General features: G+C 44.5%; 12 protein-coding genes. 3 read left to right on the top strand and 9 right to left on the bottom strand.

Going from position 1 to position 16,157, the window contains the following annotated elements; all coding sequences use genetic code 11:
* Positions 1 to 175 precede the first annotated feature (175 nt).
* The 6 genes from pstB to FTV31_RS14525 form a co-directional block, all read right to left on the bottom strand.
* Positions 176 to 1,093, bottom strand: coding sequence for a phosphate ABC transporter ATP-binding protein PstB (pstB, locus tag FTV31_RS14500; RefSeq protein WP_218948743.1), 918 nt, complete (start codon positions 1,091 to 1,093; stop codon positions 176 to 178).
* Positions 1,094 to 1,106: 13 nt separating this feature from the next.
* Entirely contained in the window at positions 1,107 to 2,498 is a 1,392-nt protein-coding gene (gene pstA, locus FTV31_RS14505) for a phosphate ABC transporter permease PstA (RefSeq protein ID WP_180015528.1), read from the bottom strand.
* The gene (gene pstC, locus FTV31_RS14510; protein ID WP_180015530.1) at positions 2,498 to 3,877 is read right to left on the bottom strand and encodes a phosphate ABC transporter permease subunit PstC; all 1,380 of its coding nucleotides are present in this window, start codon (positions 3,875 to 3,877) and stop codon (positions 2,498 to 2,500) included. The genes pstA and pstC overlap by 1 nt, the downstream gene beginning before the upstream one ends.
* Before the next feature lie 105 nt (positions 3,878 to 3,982).
* Positions 3,983 to 5,011: a substrate-binding domain-containing protein gene (locus tag FTV31_RS14515; RefSeq protein ID WP_180003469.1), complete on the bottom strand. Its 1,029-nt coding sequence runs from the start codon at positions 5,009 to 5,011 to the stop codon at positions 3,983 to 3,985.
* A gap of 194 nt (positions 5,012 to 5,205) precedes the next feature.
* Entirely contained in the window at positions 5,206 to 6,588 is a 1,383-nt protein-coding gene (locus FTV31_RS14520; RefSeq protein WP_180015532.1) for an amino acid permease, read from the bottom strand.
* A 43-nt stretch (positions 6,589 to 6,631) separates the two neighbouring features.
* The gene (locus tag FTV31_RS14525) at positions 6,632 to 8,347 is read right to left on the bottom strand and encodes an alpha-keto acid decarboxylase family protein (RefSeq protein ID WP_180015534.1); all 1,716 of its coding nucleotides are present in this window, start codon (positions 8,345 to 8,347) and stop codon (positions 6,632 to 6,634) included.
* A 139-nt stretch (positions 8,348 to 8,486) separates the two neighbouring features.
* On the opposite strand from FTV31_RS14525, the gene FTV31_RS14530 reads away from it, so the two are divergent.
* On the top strand, positions 8,487 to 8,960 hold the full coding sequence (locus FTV31_RS14530) for an Lrp/AsnC family transcriptional regulator (protein WP_034703664.1): 474 nt from the start codon (positions 8,487 to 8,489) through the stop codon (positions 8,958 to 8,960).
* A gap of 52 nt (positions 8,961 to 9,012) precedes the next feature.
* On the opposite strand, the gene FTV31_RS14535 is transcribed toward FTV31_RS14530, so the two are convergent.
* Entirely contained in the window at positions 9,013 to 10,443 is a 1,431-nt protein-coding gene (locus FTV31_RS14535; protein WP_180015536.1) for an aldehyde dehydrogenase family protein, read from the bottom strand.
* Positions 10,444 to 10,756: 313 nt separating this feature from the next.
* On the opposite strand from FTV31_RS14535, the gene FTV31_RS14540 reads away from it, so the two are divergent.
* Positions 10,757 to 11,809, top strand: coding sequence for an aromatic ring-hydroxylating dioxygenase subunit alpha (locus tag FTV31_RS14540; protein ID WP_180015538.1), 1,053 nt, complete (start codon positions 10,757 to 10,759; stop codon positions 11,807 to 11,809).
* Positions 11,810 to 11,897: 88 nt separating this feature from the next.
* Here FTV31_RS14540 and FTV31_RS14545 read toward each other — a convergent pair whose 3' ends face one another.
* Entirely contained in the window at positions 11,898 to 13,430 is a 1,533-nt protein-coding gene (locus FTV31_RS14545; protein WP_125278393.1) for an aspartate aminotransferase family protein, read from the bottom strand.
* A gap of 3 nt (positions 13,431 to 13,433) precedes the next feature.
* Positions 13,434 to 14,807 carry a diaminobutyrate--2-oxoglutarate transaminase gene (locus FTV31_RS14550; RefSeq protein WP_034703655.1) on the bottom strand — a complete coding sequence of 458 codons (1,374 nt, stop codon included), beginning with the start codon at positions 14,805 to 14,807 and terminating at the stop codon, positions 13,434 to 13,436.
* A 476-nt stretch (positions 14,808 to 15,283) separates the two neighbouring features.
* Here FTV31_RS14550 and FTV31_RS14555 point away from each other — a divergent pair, with 476 nt between their 5' ends.
* The gene (locus FTV31_RS14555) at positions 15,284 to 15,985 is read left to right on the top strand and encodes an SIMPL domain-containing protein (RefSeq protein WP_034703657.1); all 702 of its coding nucleotides are present in this window, start codon (positions 15,284 to 15,286) and stop codon (positions 15,983 to 15,985) included.
* Positions 15,986 to 16,157: the final 172 nt, after the last annotated feature.

The following is a 16,157-nucleotide window of genomic DNA, read 5'->3' on the forward strand; positions in this document are numbered from 1 at the left end:
TTCTTGAGTAAGATGAGTATAGTTCATGATGCAACTTTGACTTTGGTCGGTCGGAAGCAAAATGCTAGCTCATCTTGCTTCCTTCCAATAATTTAATCTCTGTTGCACTTCATTTGAGAATCCAAGAGATATAAAAAAAGAGCTTTTTAGCCCTTCTTTCATTAGATAAAACTTCTTAACCAAAACGCCCTGTAATATAGGCCTCAGTGAGCTGATGATCTGGCTGGGTAAAGACTTTCTCGGTCGAGTTGACTTCGATCAGATCACCTAAATGGAAATAAGCAGTCCGATCAGAGACTCGCGCTGCCTGCTGCATGGAGTGAGTCACAATAGCAATGGTGTATTGGGTTGAAAGCTCGGAGATCAGTTCTTCAACTTTGGCTGTTGCAATCGGATCGAGTGCTGAACAAGGTTCATCCATTAGAATCACTTCAGGAGAAACGGCAATCGTCCGTGCAATACATAAACGCTGCTGCTGACCACCCGACAGCCCCGTACCCGGCTGATTTAAACGGTCTTTGACTTCATCCCATAATCCCGCTTTACGCAAGCTGTTTTCTACAATTTCTTCCAGATCATATTTATCCCGTGCCAGACCATGCAATTTTGGCCCATAAGCGACATTGTCAAAAATCGATTTTGGAAAAGGGTTTGGCTTCTGGAACACCATCCCCACCTGCGCACGCAGCAATACCACATCCAGATTCGGATCATAAATATCCTGATGATCCAGCAACACCTTACCGGTCACACGACAGCGATCAATCGTGTCATTCATCCGGTTTAAGGTACGCAGGAAAGTCGATTTACCACAACCTGATGGTCCGATAAAAGCAATCACCTCATTTTCATAGATGTTCAGATCAATGCCTTTAATCGCCTCTGTTTCACCATAATAAACATGTACATCTGAGGTACTGATTTTGACCTGATCTGACTTTTTCGGTGCTTTGTTTTCAGCTTGGCTATCAAACTGGGAGACAAAAGCAGTCGCTGGCTTTTGGGTCACAGAATCTTGGGTAAATTGTGTATGTTGTGGATTCACAGACGGATCCTTTTCTAAGGAATTTATAGTTGGATTTGCTGTATTCATATTCTGCCCTTCCTTACCAACGGACTTCAAATTTCTTACGTAACCAGATGGCCAAGCTGTTCAGGCTGATCATCATGGCCAGAAGTACAATAATGGCTGCTGCAGTACGCCCTTCAAAGAAGTTACGTAGCTCATTGCCTTGCCACAGGAAAATTTGCACCGGCAATGCTGTGGATTGATCAAATGGTGAAGCCGGCACACTTGCGACAAAGGCACTCATCCCGATCAATAATAGTGGGGCCGTTTCACCCAGTGCTTGTGCCACACCAATAATCGCTCCAGTCAAAATACCCGGTAGTGCGAGCGGTAAAACATGGTGAAATACGGTTTGCAAGCGTGATGCACCTAAGCCTAATGCTGCCTGACGAATAGATGGTGGTACTGCTTTGAGAGATGCACGTGTGGTTATAATCACAGTCGGTAATGTCATCAAACTCAGTACCAGACCACCAACCAATGGGGCTGACAGTGGCAAATGCATCCAGCCAATAAAAATCGCTGCACCGAGTAAACCAAAGACAATGGAAGGAACTGCTGCAAGGTTATTAATATTCACTTCTACGACATCGGTAATCCAGTTCTTCGGTGCAAATTCTTCCAGATAGATGGCCGAGGCTACCCCGATCGGAATCGAGATAAAGATCACGATCAGCATCATGAACAATGAGCCCATAAATGCGCCTGCGAGACCTGATGTAGCAGGTGAACTGCGCGAGTCCGGACTGGTAAAGATATTGGTATTAAAGCTACTTTCTATGATGCCGGAAGCTTTCATATCATCCGCAAGCTGACGGACTTCAGGACTGAGCTGTTGCTGTTCATCGGGCAGATCGCGGTCAATATTGCCAGCCAGCCAAACATCAACATTGGCATCTGCCAGAATTTTTACGTCCTGAGTTTGCCCGACCAGAGCCGGATTATTCAGTACCATATCCCGCAGACGATACGCTTCTGAACTGGTATATAAATAGCCCAGTTCATCACGCTGGCTTTCCAGCTTACTGTTTTTGGCAATCATGCCATTTACAATCAAGGCATCCCAGTCGACCAGACCGACCTGCATTTGCCAATCCACCATACGCTGTTCAAATTGTGCCTGGGACTCTCCCGCAGCCTGTTTAGGCTTGGGGTCAATATTGACAATGGCTGGATCAAAATGAATCGGCAAGCTCATACTGCTTTGCCAGAATGCCGGCAAACCTTTGCCCAAAATACTGCCGAAAAGCACCACGACAAAGAACAAACCAGCCAATACAGCAGAAAGCCCCATGACACGAAAGGTTTTTTCTTTGCGATGACGTCGTGCCAGAGAGCTTTGAATGGTCTTCCTGCGCTTTTCACGTTGCTCAGCAGCAACAGATGGATCAATAGGCTGATCTACAGGCGTTGTATTTGAAGTACTCATTAGTCGTATTGCTCTCGATATTTACGCACGATGTACAGTGCAACAATGTTCAGCCCCAAAGTAATGACAAACAAAGTAAGACCTAAGGCGAAAGCCACCAGCGCCTGCGGACTGGCAAAGTCAGTATCACCCGTCAACTGATTGACGATGGTAATGGTCACTGTTGAAACTGCTTCCAGCGGATTGGCATGCAGTTGCGGACTGTTTCCTGCTGCAAGTACCACAATCATGGTCTCACCAATGGCCCGCGATGCAGCCAGCAAAAAAGCGCCAATAATGCCGGGTAAAGCGGCTGGTAATACAACCTGACGAATCGTTTCTGATTTGGTCGCGCCCAGACCTAAAGAACCATCCCTTAAGGCACGTGGGACCTGAGTAATAATGTCGTCTGATAAAGAGGAAACAAATGGAATAATCATGATGCCCATGACGAAGCCAGCGGTGAGCGCACTGGTGGCATTAATATCAATACCGACCAAAGCACCTAGGCTCTTGAGAAATGGCCCCAGAATCATTAAAGCGAAAACGCCGTAGACAATCGTTGGAATTCCAGCCAAAACCTCAATGGTTGGCTTTGCCCAGGCCCGGAAGCGTGGTGATGCGTACTCGGCCAGATAAATCGCAATCATCAGTCCTAAGGGGACTGCAACAAGTAATGCAATCCCGCTGACCATCAATGTTCCCCACAGCAATGGCAATAATCCATAACTGCCTTCGGCATGACCCGTGGTGCTAAAACCCGGATCCCATTCGGTGCCAAAGAAGAAATCCAGCGGACTGACAAAGCTGAAGAATCGCATGGCTTCGCCAAACATCGACATCACAATGCCGAGTGTGGTCAGGATGGCTACTCCAGAACACAAGGCCAGCCCGATATTCATGATCTTTTCGACCTGATTCCGTGCACGAAAATTCTGGCTGATCCGTTTTTTTGCCCAGACCAGACCGGCCAAAGCCACAGAAATAACAACTGCCAGTTTGGCAAAAGTACCGATGGTAGAAAATTTAGCTAATTGTTCTGCTGCTGCAAGTTCATAAGCAGCTGGCTGATCACTGACACCGAAACCGGAAGCCAATGCCTGTACACGATCTATGACCACACTCAGACTGGCTTGATCCAGATGAATCAAAACATCATGAGGCAGGTGTTTAATTACGACCTGTTCCAGCAGGCTAGGTTCAACAATGTTCCATGCCATCAGAATCAAAAATGCAGGAAGTCCACACCACAAAGCTACGAGCGCGCCATAATATCCAGGACGTGAATGTAGCATCGCAGAATTATTGCCCTGACCTGCTAGTTTCCGGCTTTTACTTAATCCGATTTGATAGGCGATGGCAATTAAAGCCAGTAACACACCTATAAGTAGCAGATTCATGTATTCTCCATGCTTCTTTTAAGGGTTTTAGCCTGTGAAAAAACTTGCTTGTTATGAAAAGCCGATGACAGGTCGACTGTCACCAGCATTTCCCTAAATCCTGTTTTATTTCACTACTACGGCTTTTGCAGCCTTAAAATTTGCCAGCACTGCTGCACGTTCTTTGTCTGACATTGAAATCAAGCCGGCTTTTTCCAGCTTGGAACCCTTACCCGATACCTTTTTATTCAGGAAATACTCTGTGAACTGTTGCAAACCTTTGATTGATTTCAGGTGTTCGCCTTTGACATAGAAGAACAATGGACGAGATACCGGATAAGCCCCATTTAAAATGGTCTTTTCAGAAGGTGCCACGTTATTGACTGTAGCTACACGCAGACGATCACGGTTCTGGTCATAGAAGCCCAGACCAAAGACACCGACTGCACTTGGTGAGGTCTTTAAACGTGCCAAGGTTTCAGTATAGTCACCTGATATTTCAATGACGCGTCCATCCTTACGGAAGGTGCTACACGCCTTTTTCTTGGCATCTTTATCTAGAGACTTAATTGCAGCATACGTTTCACAGCCTGCATCCACCATCTTCTCCTGGAAGACTTCACGTGTGCCATGATTTGAAGCCGGAATCACTAAAGTGATGGGTTCATTCGGCAAAGCTGGATCAATCTGGTTCCAGCGGGTATATGGATTAGCCACCATTTTCCCTTTAGAAGGTAACTGCGCAGCTAAAGCAGCATAAACATGCTGAGGTCGTAATTTATAAGCGGCTTTATTCGAATTAGATGCAAAGACAATCCCGTCATACCCGATCTTGATTTCTAGTACCTTGTTGACACCATTCTTTTTACATTCTGCCAGTTCGGCACTTTTGATTTGACGCGAGGCATTGGCAATATCAATGGTATTGTCCCCTACACCATTACAGAACTGTTTTAGGCCGCCAGATGAACCACCTGAACCAACGACTGGTGTTTTAAACTGAGGGAAAGTATTGCCAAATTCTTCAGCGACAATACTGGCATAAGGTAAAACAGTAGAAGAACCTGCGATTTGAATAGTGTCACGTGCTGCATTCGCTGTCGTGGATGCCGCTACCCCCGCTGCAATTAAGATTGCTATATTTGTTAAGCGCATTCTGGATCTCTCTCATTTATTAAAATTTCGAGTACACCACTTTTGATTCAGTTGAGTACCTGTTTTCGATACTCACATTTTGATTTTGGAATATGACAGCCGGGTTACAGCTTTATGACGGTTTTATGATAATTAATCCGTCACCTGATCAAGACAATATAATAGAAAAAAGACCCTGTTCAGGGCCTTTTTATTTAAGTGGTGGGTTCAGTAGATTCAGGCAAGAGTACCGGTTTCCTGCGATATTTCATGATATACATCACTGTCAAAAACAGCAACCAGACCGGCACCAATGCAACAGCAATCTGCATTTCTTTGGTAAAGCTCATGATCATTAAAATCATGATGATAAATGAAATCGTCAGGTAATTACTCCAGCGGCCAAACAGACTTGGGAATGCGGTCGTCTGCTGCTGTTCCTGCATGGCTTTTCTGAATTTCAGATGGGTCAGTGAAATCATCAGCCAGTTAATCACCAGAGCTGAAACCACCAGTAGCATCAGAATACCAAAAGCTTCACCCGGCATGAGGTAATTCATTAATACACAGATACCGGAGACTGCTGCCGAGAATAGAACAGCATTTACCGGGATACCACGGCGGTTAATTTTCTTTAAGAATGCCGGTGCATTACCCTGCTGAGCCAGACCCAACAACATGCGGGTATTACAGTAAATACAGCTGTTATAGACCGAAAGTGCAGCGACCAAGACTACAAAATTAAGAACATTGGCCACACCATGACTGTTCAATGACTGGAAAATCATTACGAACGGACTACCGCCTTGCGCCACCAGATTCCATGGATAGAGACATAGCAACACACCTATGGCGCCAATATAAAAAATGAGTACACGGTAGACAATTTGATTGACTGCTTTTGGAATGGTCTTTTCTGGATTTTTGGTTTCACTGGCGGCAATACCAATCAGCTCCAGCCCCCCAAATGCAAACATAATCACGGCAAGTGCCATCATAAAACCCGCCCAGCCCTCAGGGAAAAATCCGCCATGCTGCCACAAGTTGGTCACACTGGCCTGACTTCCTGCAGAACCGCTAAACAGCAGATAGATCCCGAATCCGATCATGCTTAAAATGGCAATGATCTTGACCATGGAAAATATAAATTCGCTCTCACCGAAGAATTTGACATTCACCAGATTGATGCCGTTCATGAGCAGGAAGAATGCCAGTGCCGTGAGCCAGGTCGGAATCTCCGGCCACCAGAACTGAACAAAAGTACCGATTGCACTCAACTCAGCCATACTCACTAAGACATAGAGTACCCAATAATTCCAGCCTGAAATAAAGCCTGCTTTTTTGCCCCAGTATTTATTGGCAAAATAACTGAATGAACCACTGACCGGTTCATGCACCACCATCTCACCTAATTGACGCATGATCAGAAATGCAATGATGCCAGCAATGGCATAGCCCAGAAGTACTGATGGGCCTGCCAGCTGAATCGTATGTGATAAACCTAAAAATAATCCTGTACCGATGGCTCCGCCTAAGGCGATTAGCTGGATATGCCGGTTGGAAAGCTGTTTTTTTAATTGATGATCTTCAACATCCATATTGTCACTCCTTGTGAACAATTTTTTTAATTTCTACATTTTGCTAGATTGCCTTTTTGTAGGGAGGTGTATTCTGCTCAACCAGCTGCTTATAACCATATTCACCATAGTCATAGCGTGCCACGACTTCAGCAAACTGTTTTAAACGTTGTGGTGCATCCATACGTGGGAGTTGCAGTTCAATCAGACATAATTCCTCAGCCTGATGAACTTGTGCGAGTGTACGCTTTAATTCTGCCGGGGTTTTCACTATATGAGCCTGATGCGGAGTATCAGCAGAAAAGACTTGAGCAAACTGGCTGTATTGCCAGTTCTGAATATCGTTGTACTTGGCATTTTCACCCATGATCAAACGTTCAATGGTATAGCCGCCATTATTTAAAATAAAAATTACGGGTTTTAAGCCTTCTCTTAATAAGGTAGAAAGCTCCTGAATGGTCAGCTGAATCGAACCATCACCAATAAATAACAGATGACGGCGCTGTGGTGCAGCAAGCATACTGCCAAGCAAGGCAGGCAAGGTATAACCAATCGAGCCCCAGATCGGTTGAACCAGATACTTGGCGGTCACAGGTAAGGTCAATCCTGATAAACCTGCATTGGCAGTGCCCACTTCTGCCACAATCACATCATCTTCCTGTAAGAACTCAGAAATCTGCTGCCAGAGTGCAGTTTGGCTCAGCGCAGTATTTTCTTCGATCTGTTGAGTTTGTAACGATGGTTTCGGTGCAGGATTAAAAGTACGTGGTTGATCATCTAAAGTCTGTTTTGAGATGGCTTGGATCAACTGAGCTAAATCCAGCCCACTGATCATCTGTCCATCCAGACAAAGACAGGAATCCGCCAGATACAACATATTTTGTACGGATACACGATGTGAGAAAAATGCGGTGGCAACATCGGTAAAACGTGGTCCAATGGCAATCAGGCAATCTGACTGCTCTACCAACTGACAAGTCGATGCTGCGCTTGCTGCACCTGCATAAACACCCACATATAGGGGATGGCTTTCATTCATGATATTTTTAGCAGTAGACAGACAGGTATAGGGAATCTGCATGCGCTCAGCCCAATTTTGCAGCATATCCGTAAGCTGGAAAATTTCTGCTTCATTGTCAATCAGCAAGACTGGCTGACGTGCCTGTTTGATGCGTTTGGCTACCCGTGTCGCAGTTTCTTGCAAGAGTTTTGGATCACTCTGTGGACGGCTCAGATCCAGAGGTTGCTTAGGTACTTTAATCTGGAGATGGGTAATATCTGAAGGGAGCTGAATATGAACCGGTCGACGCATCAATATACATTGCTTTAATACCCGGTCAATTTCAATCACTGCATTGGCAGGAGTCAAACGTGTCTGTGCCACGGTAAATTCGCGCATGCAGTTCATGATATTGTCATAATCGCCATCAATCAGGGTATGGTGTAACAAAGCGCCCTGCTCTACGGCATGCAAAGGCGGAATACCTGAAATATGCACCATGGCAACCTGCTCAGCATATGCACCTGCAATGCCGTTAATCGCGCTTAAGTCACCAACACCATAAGTGGTCAGTAAAGCACCGACACCATGCAGACGAGCATAACCATCTGCTGCATAGGCTGCATTTAGCTCATTACAGTTACCGATAAATTCGAGTTTTGGATCAATTTCGATCTGTTCTAAATAGGAGAGATTAAAGTCACCTGGCACACCAAAAATATACTGAATTCCTAGTTCTTGCAGGCGCTGATTAAGGTACTGACCAATTTCCATAAACATTATTATTTTCCCTATCACTTATTATGCTTCAATTACAGAATATTGCATTTCATTTTCTGATTTCGTGCATAATGCAAGTCACAATGATTCAAAAACACATAAAACGTGTATCGGATAAGGATTCAATGCAATGGATGCAATGGATAAATTTGACTGGAAAATCATCCAGGCTTTGCAAAAAAATGGGCGCCTGACGAATCAGGAAATCGGAGATTTAATCGGTTTGTCAGCCTCTCAATGTTCTAGACGGCGTCAGCTGCTAGAGCAAAAAGGAATTATTTTGGGTTATAGCGCCTGCATTCATCCTGAAGCTTTGGGAATTGCAGTTTTGGCTATGGTTCAGGTCAATCTCAAAACACATGACGCAGCAGCGAAGATCGCTTTTCAACAATTGATTGAAGAAGAAGAAGCTATTCAGGAAGCTTTTTCTTTAAGTGGTGATGCAGATTTCATGTTAAAAGTAGGCGCTAAAAATCTGGAAATGCTGGCAAATTTTGTGACTGAAAAATTACTAAGCTGTAATTTTATCGGCCATATCAAATCTTATATTGTCTTAAATAAATTCAAGCAATTACATTTTGATTTTCAGGCTGCCCGCCCTTTATTACGTTGATATATTTTAAGTAAAAGAAAAAAGCTCAAGTTAAACTTGAGCTTTTTTTGATTTAATTTTTATTGATATGAACAACCTGTTGAATCGTATTTTCGAGCAGGCCACTCAGTCCAAACTGTGCGCCGATGCCCGAATGTTTCCATCCACCAAAAGGTACATGCGGGAAAATCTCACCATGCGTATTGATCCACGCCGTACCACAACTCAGTCGTTGAGCAAACTGCTGCGCCTGCTCCAGATTGGATGACCAGATCGAACCACCTAAGCCAAAATCCGTATTGTTGGCTTCAGTCAGTACTTCTTCAATATCGTGATAACGAATCAAAGGTAACACCGGACCAAACTGCTCTTCCTGCACCAGACGGCTATCTGGGCTTACATTGGTCACAATTGTTGGTGCAATAAAATAGCCTGTATCCGGTAGATTCTGACCAGATGTCATGACTATTGCCCCTTCATCCTGGGCTTCCTGAATCATGGTCTGAACTTTTTGGTATTGCTTGATGTTTTGCACTGGGCCAAAAGTAGTCGTCTCGGCTAAACCATCTCCCAGAGATTGTTGCTGTGCGACTTTTACTAATTCCTGTGCTAGTGAATCATATTGGCTGTCATGCACATACAGCCGTTTCAACGCTGCACAGGTCTGGCCCATGTTGATAAAAGCTCCATTAAAGATTCGGGTTGCCATTGCCTGGATATCGGTATCTGGCAAAACAATGCCTGCATCATTGCCACCAAGTTCCAGTGTCAGATGTTTGAAAGTCGCGGCTGCATTTTGCATGATTCTTTGCCCAGTCGCAGTTGAACCGGTAAATACCACTTTGGCAATTGCAGGGTGACTGGTCAGATTGGCACCGACCTCACCGCCTCCTGTAAGTATAGAGACCACTCCAGGTGCAACCTCTTGCTGAATCAGCTCACCGAGTCGAAGTGTCGACAATGGGGTAAATTCTGAAGGTTTATTGATCACCACGTTGCCAGCGCGAATTGCCGGCATGATATGCCAGACAGCAATCATTAAAGGCCAGTTCCATGGGGTAACCGATGCCACGACCCCTAAAGGCCGATGATGAAGTTCGATCCGCTTGTTGGCATCATCCTGTAAGATTTCAGTTTCAATCTTGAGTTCTGCCTGATAGCGGGTCCAGGCAATGGCCCCACCGACTTCAAATTCAGCCAGTGCATAAGGTTTGCCCTGCTCCTGCACCACCAAACGCGCTAACTCTTCCCGATGTTCTTCAATACGATCTGCAATACGATGCAGGATTGACTGTCGCGTTGCATCATCCGTATTTTTCCATTGGTGAAAAGCCTGCTCGGCACTACGGATAGTGTCTTCAATTTGTGCTTCTGAGGGAGAGGAACACAGTGCCAATACCTGCTCATCAGCAGGATTGATCACTACAAAACTTTCGGCAGCGCCTTGTACCATTTTTCCTTGAATAATACAGCCAACGGGTTGGGATACATGCAAATTAGTCATCTCTTCATCCTGAATCAGATATTTTTGTTGTTCCCTGACATTAGCTGATTTTGTCTGAATGGAGCTTGCATATCACATTAGGTATAAAGCCCTGAATACACATTTTGTGCATGGAAAATAGAAGAATCATCTTTCGGTATACCTTTTTAAGCGCTTTAAATATCACTTCCTTTAATTACTAGAATTACTAGCCTATAGCTCATTCTTCATTATCTCCTGTTCTAATTTATGCAACAGGATGTCCTGATCTTTGAAATTTCGTAGAACATCACATTGGCCTATATTGGAAATAAAGAATCACAGTGATAGCGTCATGAACAGCACAACCATTCCAGTTTTCAATCCCGATTTATCGATTCACATGACATTTGAGGAACATGACTGGCATCTCCTGGCTCAATATTGGTATCCAGTGGCCTTAGCCCATGATGTCTCTGAACAGCCGCTAGGGACAATGTTGCTAGATATACCACTGGTCATTTACAAGATGCAGGATAAACTGATCGTGGCCAAAGATGCCTGTCCGCATCGTGGTATGCCTTTAAGTTTGGGAAAAAACGATGGTCAAGGCATCGTCTGTCCTTATCATGGCTTGCGTTTTGGTACACAAGGTAAATGCAACCGTATCCCTGCCCATCCACAGCATAAAATTTCAGATCGGTTTCATTTACGGACCTATGCCGCGGTTGAACGTTATGGTCTGATCTGGTGTTCACTCACAGCTGACAAAGATGCTGAACCGAATATTCCAGTGATGCCTTATTGGAATGATGCAGATTATCAGCAACTGGTTTGCCCACAAGTCGACATCAAATGTTTTGCTGGCAGACAGCTAGAAGGTTTTATTGATGTCGCCCATTTTGCCTGGGTACATCCGGATACCTTTGGTGATCCGAATGATGTCGAAGTCCCGGATTACACCACAACGGAAACTGAATATGGTTTTAATGCCGACTATATCAGCAGTGTCGGCCGTTATCCGATTGGGTTAGATCAGCGCGGTCAGGAAGATTTTAAATGGCTACGACATTTTGAAATTAGTCTGCCCTTTACCGCGACCCTGACCATCCATTTCCCTAATGATGCCAAACAGGTGATTATGAATGCTGCCTCACCGATGACCGCCCGTCAGACCCGACTGTTTGCCCCCATCTGTCGTAATTATGATAAAGACTTACCTGTCGAAGAAGCCTATGATTTTAATCTGAAGATTTTTGAAGAAGATCGTCTGATTGTCGAAAATCAGAAGCCTGAGTTTTTACCGCTAGACTTATCTCTGGAAGCACATTTCCCGGCAGATCGCAGCTCCAGTATGTACCGTAAACTATTAAGGAAAAAAGGCTTTAGTCCTTTATTTGCAGCTTAATTTTATTTAAAAATCATTATCTATGTGTCAGCCAAATTCCAATAAAAAAGGAGACCTTAACGATCTCCTTTTTTTCACCTGCAATTGATTAAGCAATTGGCGGTGTATAAGTCCCATCCGCAATTGAATCCTTGATACGATCCGCTTCTGCAAGCACGAGTGCCAACAGGTTCTTCACGTTTTCAAGGGTTGCAACCGGGCTTAAAGTCGTCATTTTCAGTGATTGAACTTGACCCACTTTAGTCACACCAATATTTGCTTCACCACGTGCAAACAGTTCGTCTGCGACGTTCTGGTTCAAAGCATCCACAAATTCAGCTGGATAGCCTGCTGGAACTACACGGAACAATACTGATGCGAATTGTGGCTCAACCAGAAGTTCTAAACCATCAGTTGCTTTGATGTAGTCTGCCACTTCGCGAGTCAATTTCACGCCATGGTCGATCATCGAACCATAAAGCTCTTCACCCAGTGCTTCTACAGTCATCCACAATTTCAACGCGTCGAAACGACGAGTGGTTTGTAGTGACTTCGATACCAGGTTAGGAACACCGTGCTCTTCGTCGTACGCAGAGTTCAGGTATTCAGCTTCATAGTGCATGAAACGATAGTTCGCTTCATCTTTCAGCAAGAATGCACCGCATGAAATGGTCTGGAAGTAATGCTTATGGAAATCCAGTGTCACAGAATCAGACAGCTCGATACCATCCAACATAGAACGATAGTCATTAGACAGGATCAGTGCCCCACCCCATGCTGCGTCGATATGCATCCACGCGCCATATTTATTGGTGATTTCACGAATCTGTTTCAGTGGATCAATTGCACCAGCATCAGTAGTACCCGCTGTTGCAACCACACATGCCACGATTTTGCCTTCAGACTGAAGATGCGCCATGGTTTTTTCCAGAGCATCAACATCCATCTGCGCATTTTCATTGACAGGAACAGTCACAACGGACTGGAAGCCCATGCCCATCATCGCCATATTCTTTTGCACAGAGAAGTGTGCATTTTCAGAACAGATGACTTTGACGTTACGCATTGCATCCGCAGGGATACCATCACGCTGAACAGACCACGGATTGCCGTTTTCGTCTTTCCAGTTTTTCGCGATGCAGGCATCACGCGCCAGCAATACGCCCATCAGGTTGGATTGCGTACCACCAGAAGTGAACACACCTGCCTGACCTGAACCATAGCCGACTTTTTGACGTAGCCAGTCAATCAGCTGCACTTCCATCAAAGAACCTGCCGGGCTTTGATCCCAAGAGTCCATTGACTGGTTAGTGGCATTAATGAGCACTTCCGCGATCTGGCTGGTTACCATGGTCGGGCAATGCAAATGTGCTAGCGAATGCGGATGATGTACTTTCAAGCTCTTGTTGAGGAATAGCTCAACCATACGCTCTAAAGATTTCTGTACGCCCAAGCCTTCTTTAGAAGGATTGAACGCAATTGCGCTACGCAATTCCTTGATGCTACCGCCGGTATACATCTTGTCGTTTTGCAACCATGCTGCAACCGCTTTGGTCGCCTGATCCATCGCCGACTCATAGTCAGCGATAGATGCAGCATCATTGCAGAGTAACGCTTTACGGTGTTCTGCAAAATCTACCATGAATTATGCGCCTCGAACTGCGATTAGAGCTTCAGCAACCGCTTTCTTGAAGCGAACCAGAACTTCTTCACACTCAGCTTGAGTGATGATCAATGGGCAAAGTAAACGGATTACTGTACCGTTACGACCACCTTTTTCCAGCAACAGTTTGTTGTTGAAACAAGCGGTTTGAATTGCTGCAGCCAATTGGCCATCAGCAGGGAAAGAACCCATATGATCTGCCGGTTTACGCTCGTCGACGATTTCAACACCAATCATCAGACCGCGACCACGTACGTTACCGATACATGGGAATTCAGCAGCCAGTTTTTTCAGTTCAGCTTGCAGGAAATCACCACGTTCTTGTGCATTTTGCGCAAGATTTTGTTCTTTAATGGTTTGTAGAGTCGCAAGACCTGTACCCATTGCCAGCTGGTTACCACGGAAAGTACCGGTGTGGCCAGCAGGTTGCCATGCATCGAACTTACGTTTGATACCCAGTACTGCAAGTGGCAAGCTACCACCAACGGCTTTAGACATGACAACCACATCAGGTTCGATACCCGCATGTTCGAATGCGAACATTTTGCCTGAACGCGCAAAGCCTGCTTGAACTTCGTCAAGAATCAACACAATATTGTGTTTTTCAGTCACTTCACGGATTTTTTGCAACCATTTTACCGGTGCAGTTACCACGCCGCCTTCACCTTGAATCGCTTCAAGAATTACAGCTGCTGGCTTGGTTACACCGCTTTCGACATCTTCAATGAAGTTTTCGAAATAATAAGTCAAAGCATCAACACCCGCTTCACCGCCTAGACCCAATGGGCAACGGTATTCATGCGGATATGGCATGAATTGAACGCCTGGCATTAAACCATTCACTGAGTTCTTCGCAGACAGGTTACCTGTCATCGCCAAAGAACCGTGAGTCATACCGTGATAGCCACCAGAGAAGCTGATCACTGAACTACGGCCAGTAAAGGTTTTGGCAAGTTTAATCGCTGCTTCAGTCGCATCTGCACCAGATGGACCACAGAACTGCAGGCAATATTCTTCTTTACCACCTGGCAGGTAAGCAAGAAGTGCCTCAGTAAAAGCATCTTTTAAAGGAGTGGTGAGATCCAGCGTATGCAGTGGAAGACCGCTTGCAAGTGTGTCCTGGATACTTTGAATGACCGCAGGGTGATTATGGCCTAATGCCAATGTCCCTGCCCCAGCTAAACAATCAAGGTACTCCGTACCTTCAACATCGGTAACCCAGCAACCTTGTGCTTTCGCTATCGCTAACGGTAATTTACGTGGATAACTACGCACATTCGATTCCATCTGACTTTGGCGAGTCAAGTAGTATTCGTTTGTGGAATTGGTGGCAGGATTTACAGAAGAAACGCTCATATCGAATTACCATCTCTGATATGGGTTGAAAGAAATAAGTCTGGTGACTTGCGGTCGTTTGACTCGGTGCTTTATATAATCTAGTTAGACAATTTTCTATTCAGTAACTAGGAGAGGCGGATGATACAGTTTTTTTCAGGAAAATAAACAACTTTTAGTATCAATTTGCCTCGGCTGTTATTGAAAAAATATATCAAAAAATGTTGCTGTCTAAATTATCAACGGAACGTATAACAATGACAAGGAAACCTGAATATTTTATGCAATTTTGTTGTCATGAATACAACAGTGTAATTATCAAACAATTATCTCAATAAGCATATAATTTTCATCACATTTAGTTCCGATATATCTACAATAAATAAAATATATTTTTAACAATCCAACGACAATAATTTCGGAATATCAACACATTTTCACCTTAGTATTTTATGATCAGCACAAGGCCAACAATTTCACTAAAACAGGACAACAACATGCGTCTTTCTTCTTTTTCAGCGCTTGCTTTGCTCGGCGCATTATCTTCTGCCGCTTTCGCAGCTCCTGAAGAAACCTTGAATTATAATGTGGTGAATATCTCGGCAGAAGCCAGCCGCGATATTTCCAATGACCTGATGAATGCCAATTTATTTGTTGAAAAATCTAATAAACAGCCGGCTGAGCTGGCAGCACAAATCAACCAGTTGATGACGCAGGCCATTAATACTGCTAAAAAATATCCTACGGTAAAAATTGAAACCGGTTCACAGCATACCTATCCAGTCTATGACAACGACAACCGCAAGTTAAGAGAATGGCGTGCTCGTGCGCAGGTACGGATTGAATCGACTGACTTTAAAGCCGCCTCGCAACTGATTGCTGAGCTACAGCAAAACTTCCAGACTGAATCGATTAACTTCACAGTATCTGAAGCAAAACGCAAGAAAGTAGAAAACGAGCTGATGCTTGAAGCCTCGAAAAACTTCCAGCAACGTGCGCAAAGTCTGGCTCAAGCTTGGAACAAACCAGGCTATCAACTGGTGAATCTGAATATCAACACCAATAATTCGGGTTATCCACCTGTGCCACGCATGGCGATGGCCAAATCTGCTTATGCCGAAGCAGTTCCAGAACAGGAAATGGCAGCGGGTGAATCCAAAATGACCGTCAATGCCAATGGTTCTATTCAGTTTAAATAAGTCTTAATGAAATTGTTCAGATGTTTAAAAACCACCCTTTTGGGTACTGCTGTCCCATAGTTTGCTTTAAATAAAAAAACCTGAGTCCTAACAGTTAAAATATGAGTGCAAACAAACACTTTAACGACCAGGATTCAGGTTTTGTCACATCAGAATACCGTATTTCATGAGC

Source organism: Acinetobacter sp. YH16031 (genome assembly GCF_013417335.1).
In the GTDB taxonomy this organism is placed as follows: Bacteria; Pseudomonadota; Gammaproteobacteria; order Pseudomonadales; family Moraxellaceae; genus Acinetobacter.

Coding starts and splice junctions, on each gene's coding strand:
- pstB (WP_218948743.1), bottom strand. CDS start 1,093: ATGAATACAGCAAATCCAACTATAAATTCCTTAGAAAAGGATCCGTCT.
- pstA (WP_180015528.1), bottom strand. CDS start 2,498: ATGAGTACTTCAAATACAACGCCTGTAGATCAGCCTATTGATCCATCT.
- pstC (WP_180015530.1), bottom strand. CDS start 3,877: ATGAATCTGCTACTTATAGGTGTGTTACTGGCTTTAATTGCCATCGCC.
- FTV31_RS14515 (WP_180003469.1), bottom strand. CDS start 5,011: ATGCGCTTAACAAATATAGCAATCTTAATTGCAGCGGGGGTAGCGGCA.
- FTV31_RS14520 (WP_180015532.1), bottom strand. CDS start 6,588: ATGGATGTTGAAGATCATCAATTAAAAAAACAGCTTTCCAACCGGCAT.
- FTV31_RS14525 (WP_180015534.1), bottom strand. CDS start 8,347: ATGTTTATGGAAATTGGTCAGTACCTTAATCAGCGCCTGCAAGAACTA.
- FTV31_RS14530 (WP_034703664.1), top strand. CDS start 8,487: ATGGATAAATTTGACTGGAAAATCATCCAGGCTTTGCAAAAAAATGGG.
- FTV31_RS14535 (WP_180015536.1), bottom strand. CDS start 10,443: ATGACTAATTTGCATGTATCCCAACCCGTTGGCTGTATTATTCAAGGA.
- FTV31_RS14540 (WP_180015538.1), top strand. CDS start 10,757: ATGAACAGCACAACCATTCCAGTTTTCAATCCCGATTTATCGATTCAC.
- FTV31_RS14545 (WP_125278393.1), bottom strand. CDS start 13,430: ATGGTAGATTTTGCAGAACACCGTAAAGCGTTACTCTGCAATGATGCT.
- FTV31_RS14550 (WP_034703655.1), bottom strand. CDS start 14,807: ATGAGCGTTTCTTCTGTAAATCCTGCCACCAATTCCACAAACGAATAC.
- FTV31_RS14555 (WP_034703657.1), top strand. CDS start 15,284: ATGCGTCTTTCTTCTTTTTCAGCGCTTGCTTTGCTCGGCGCATTATCT.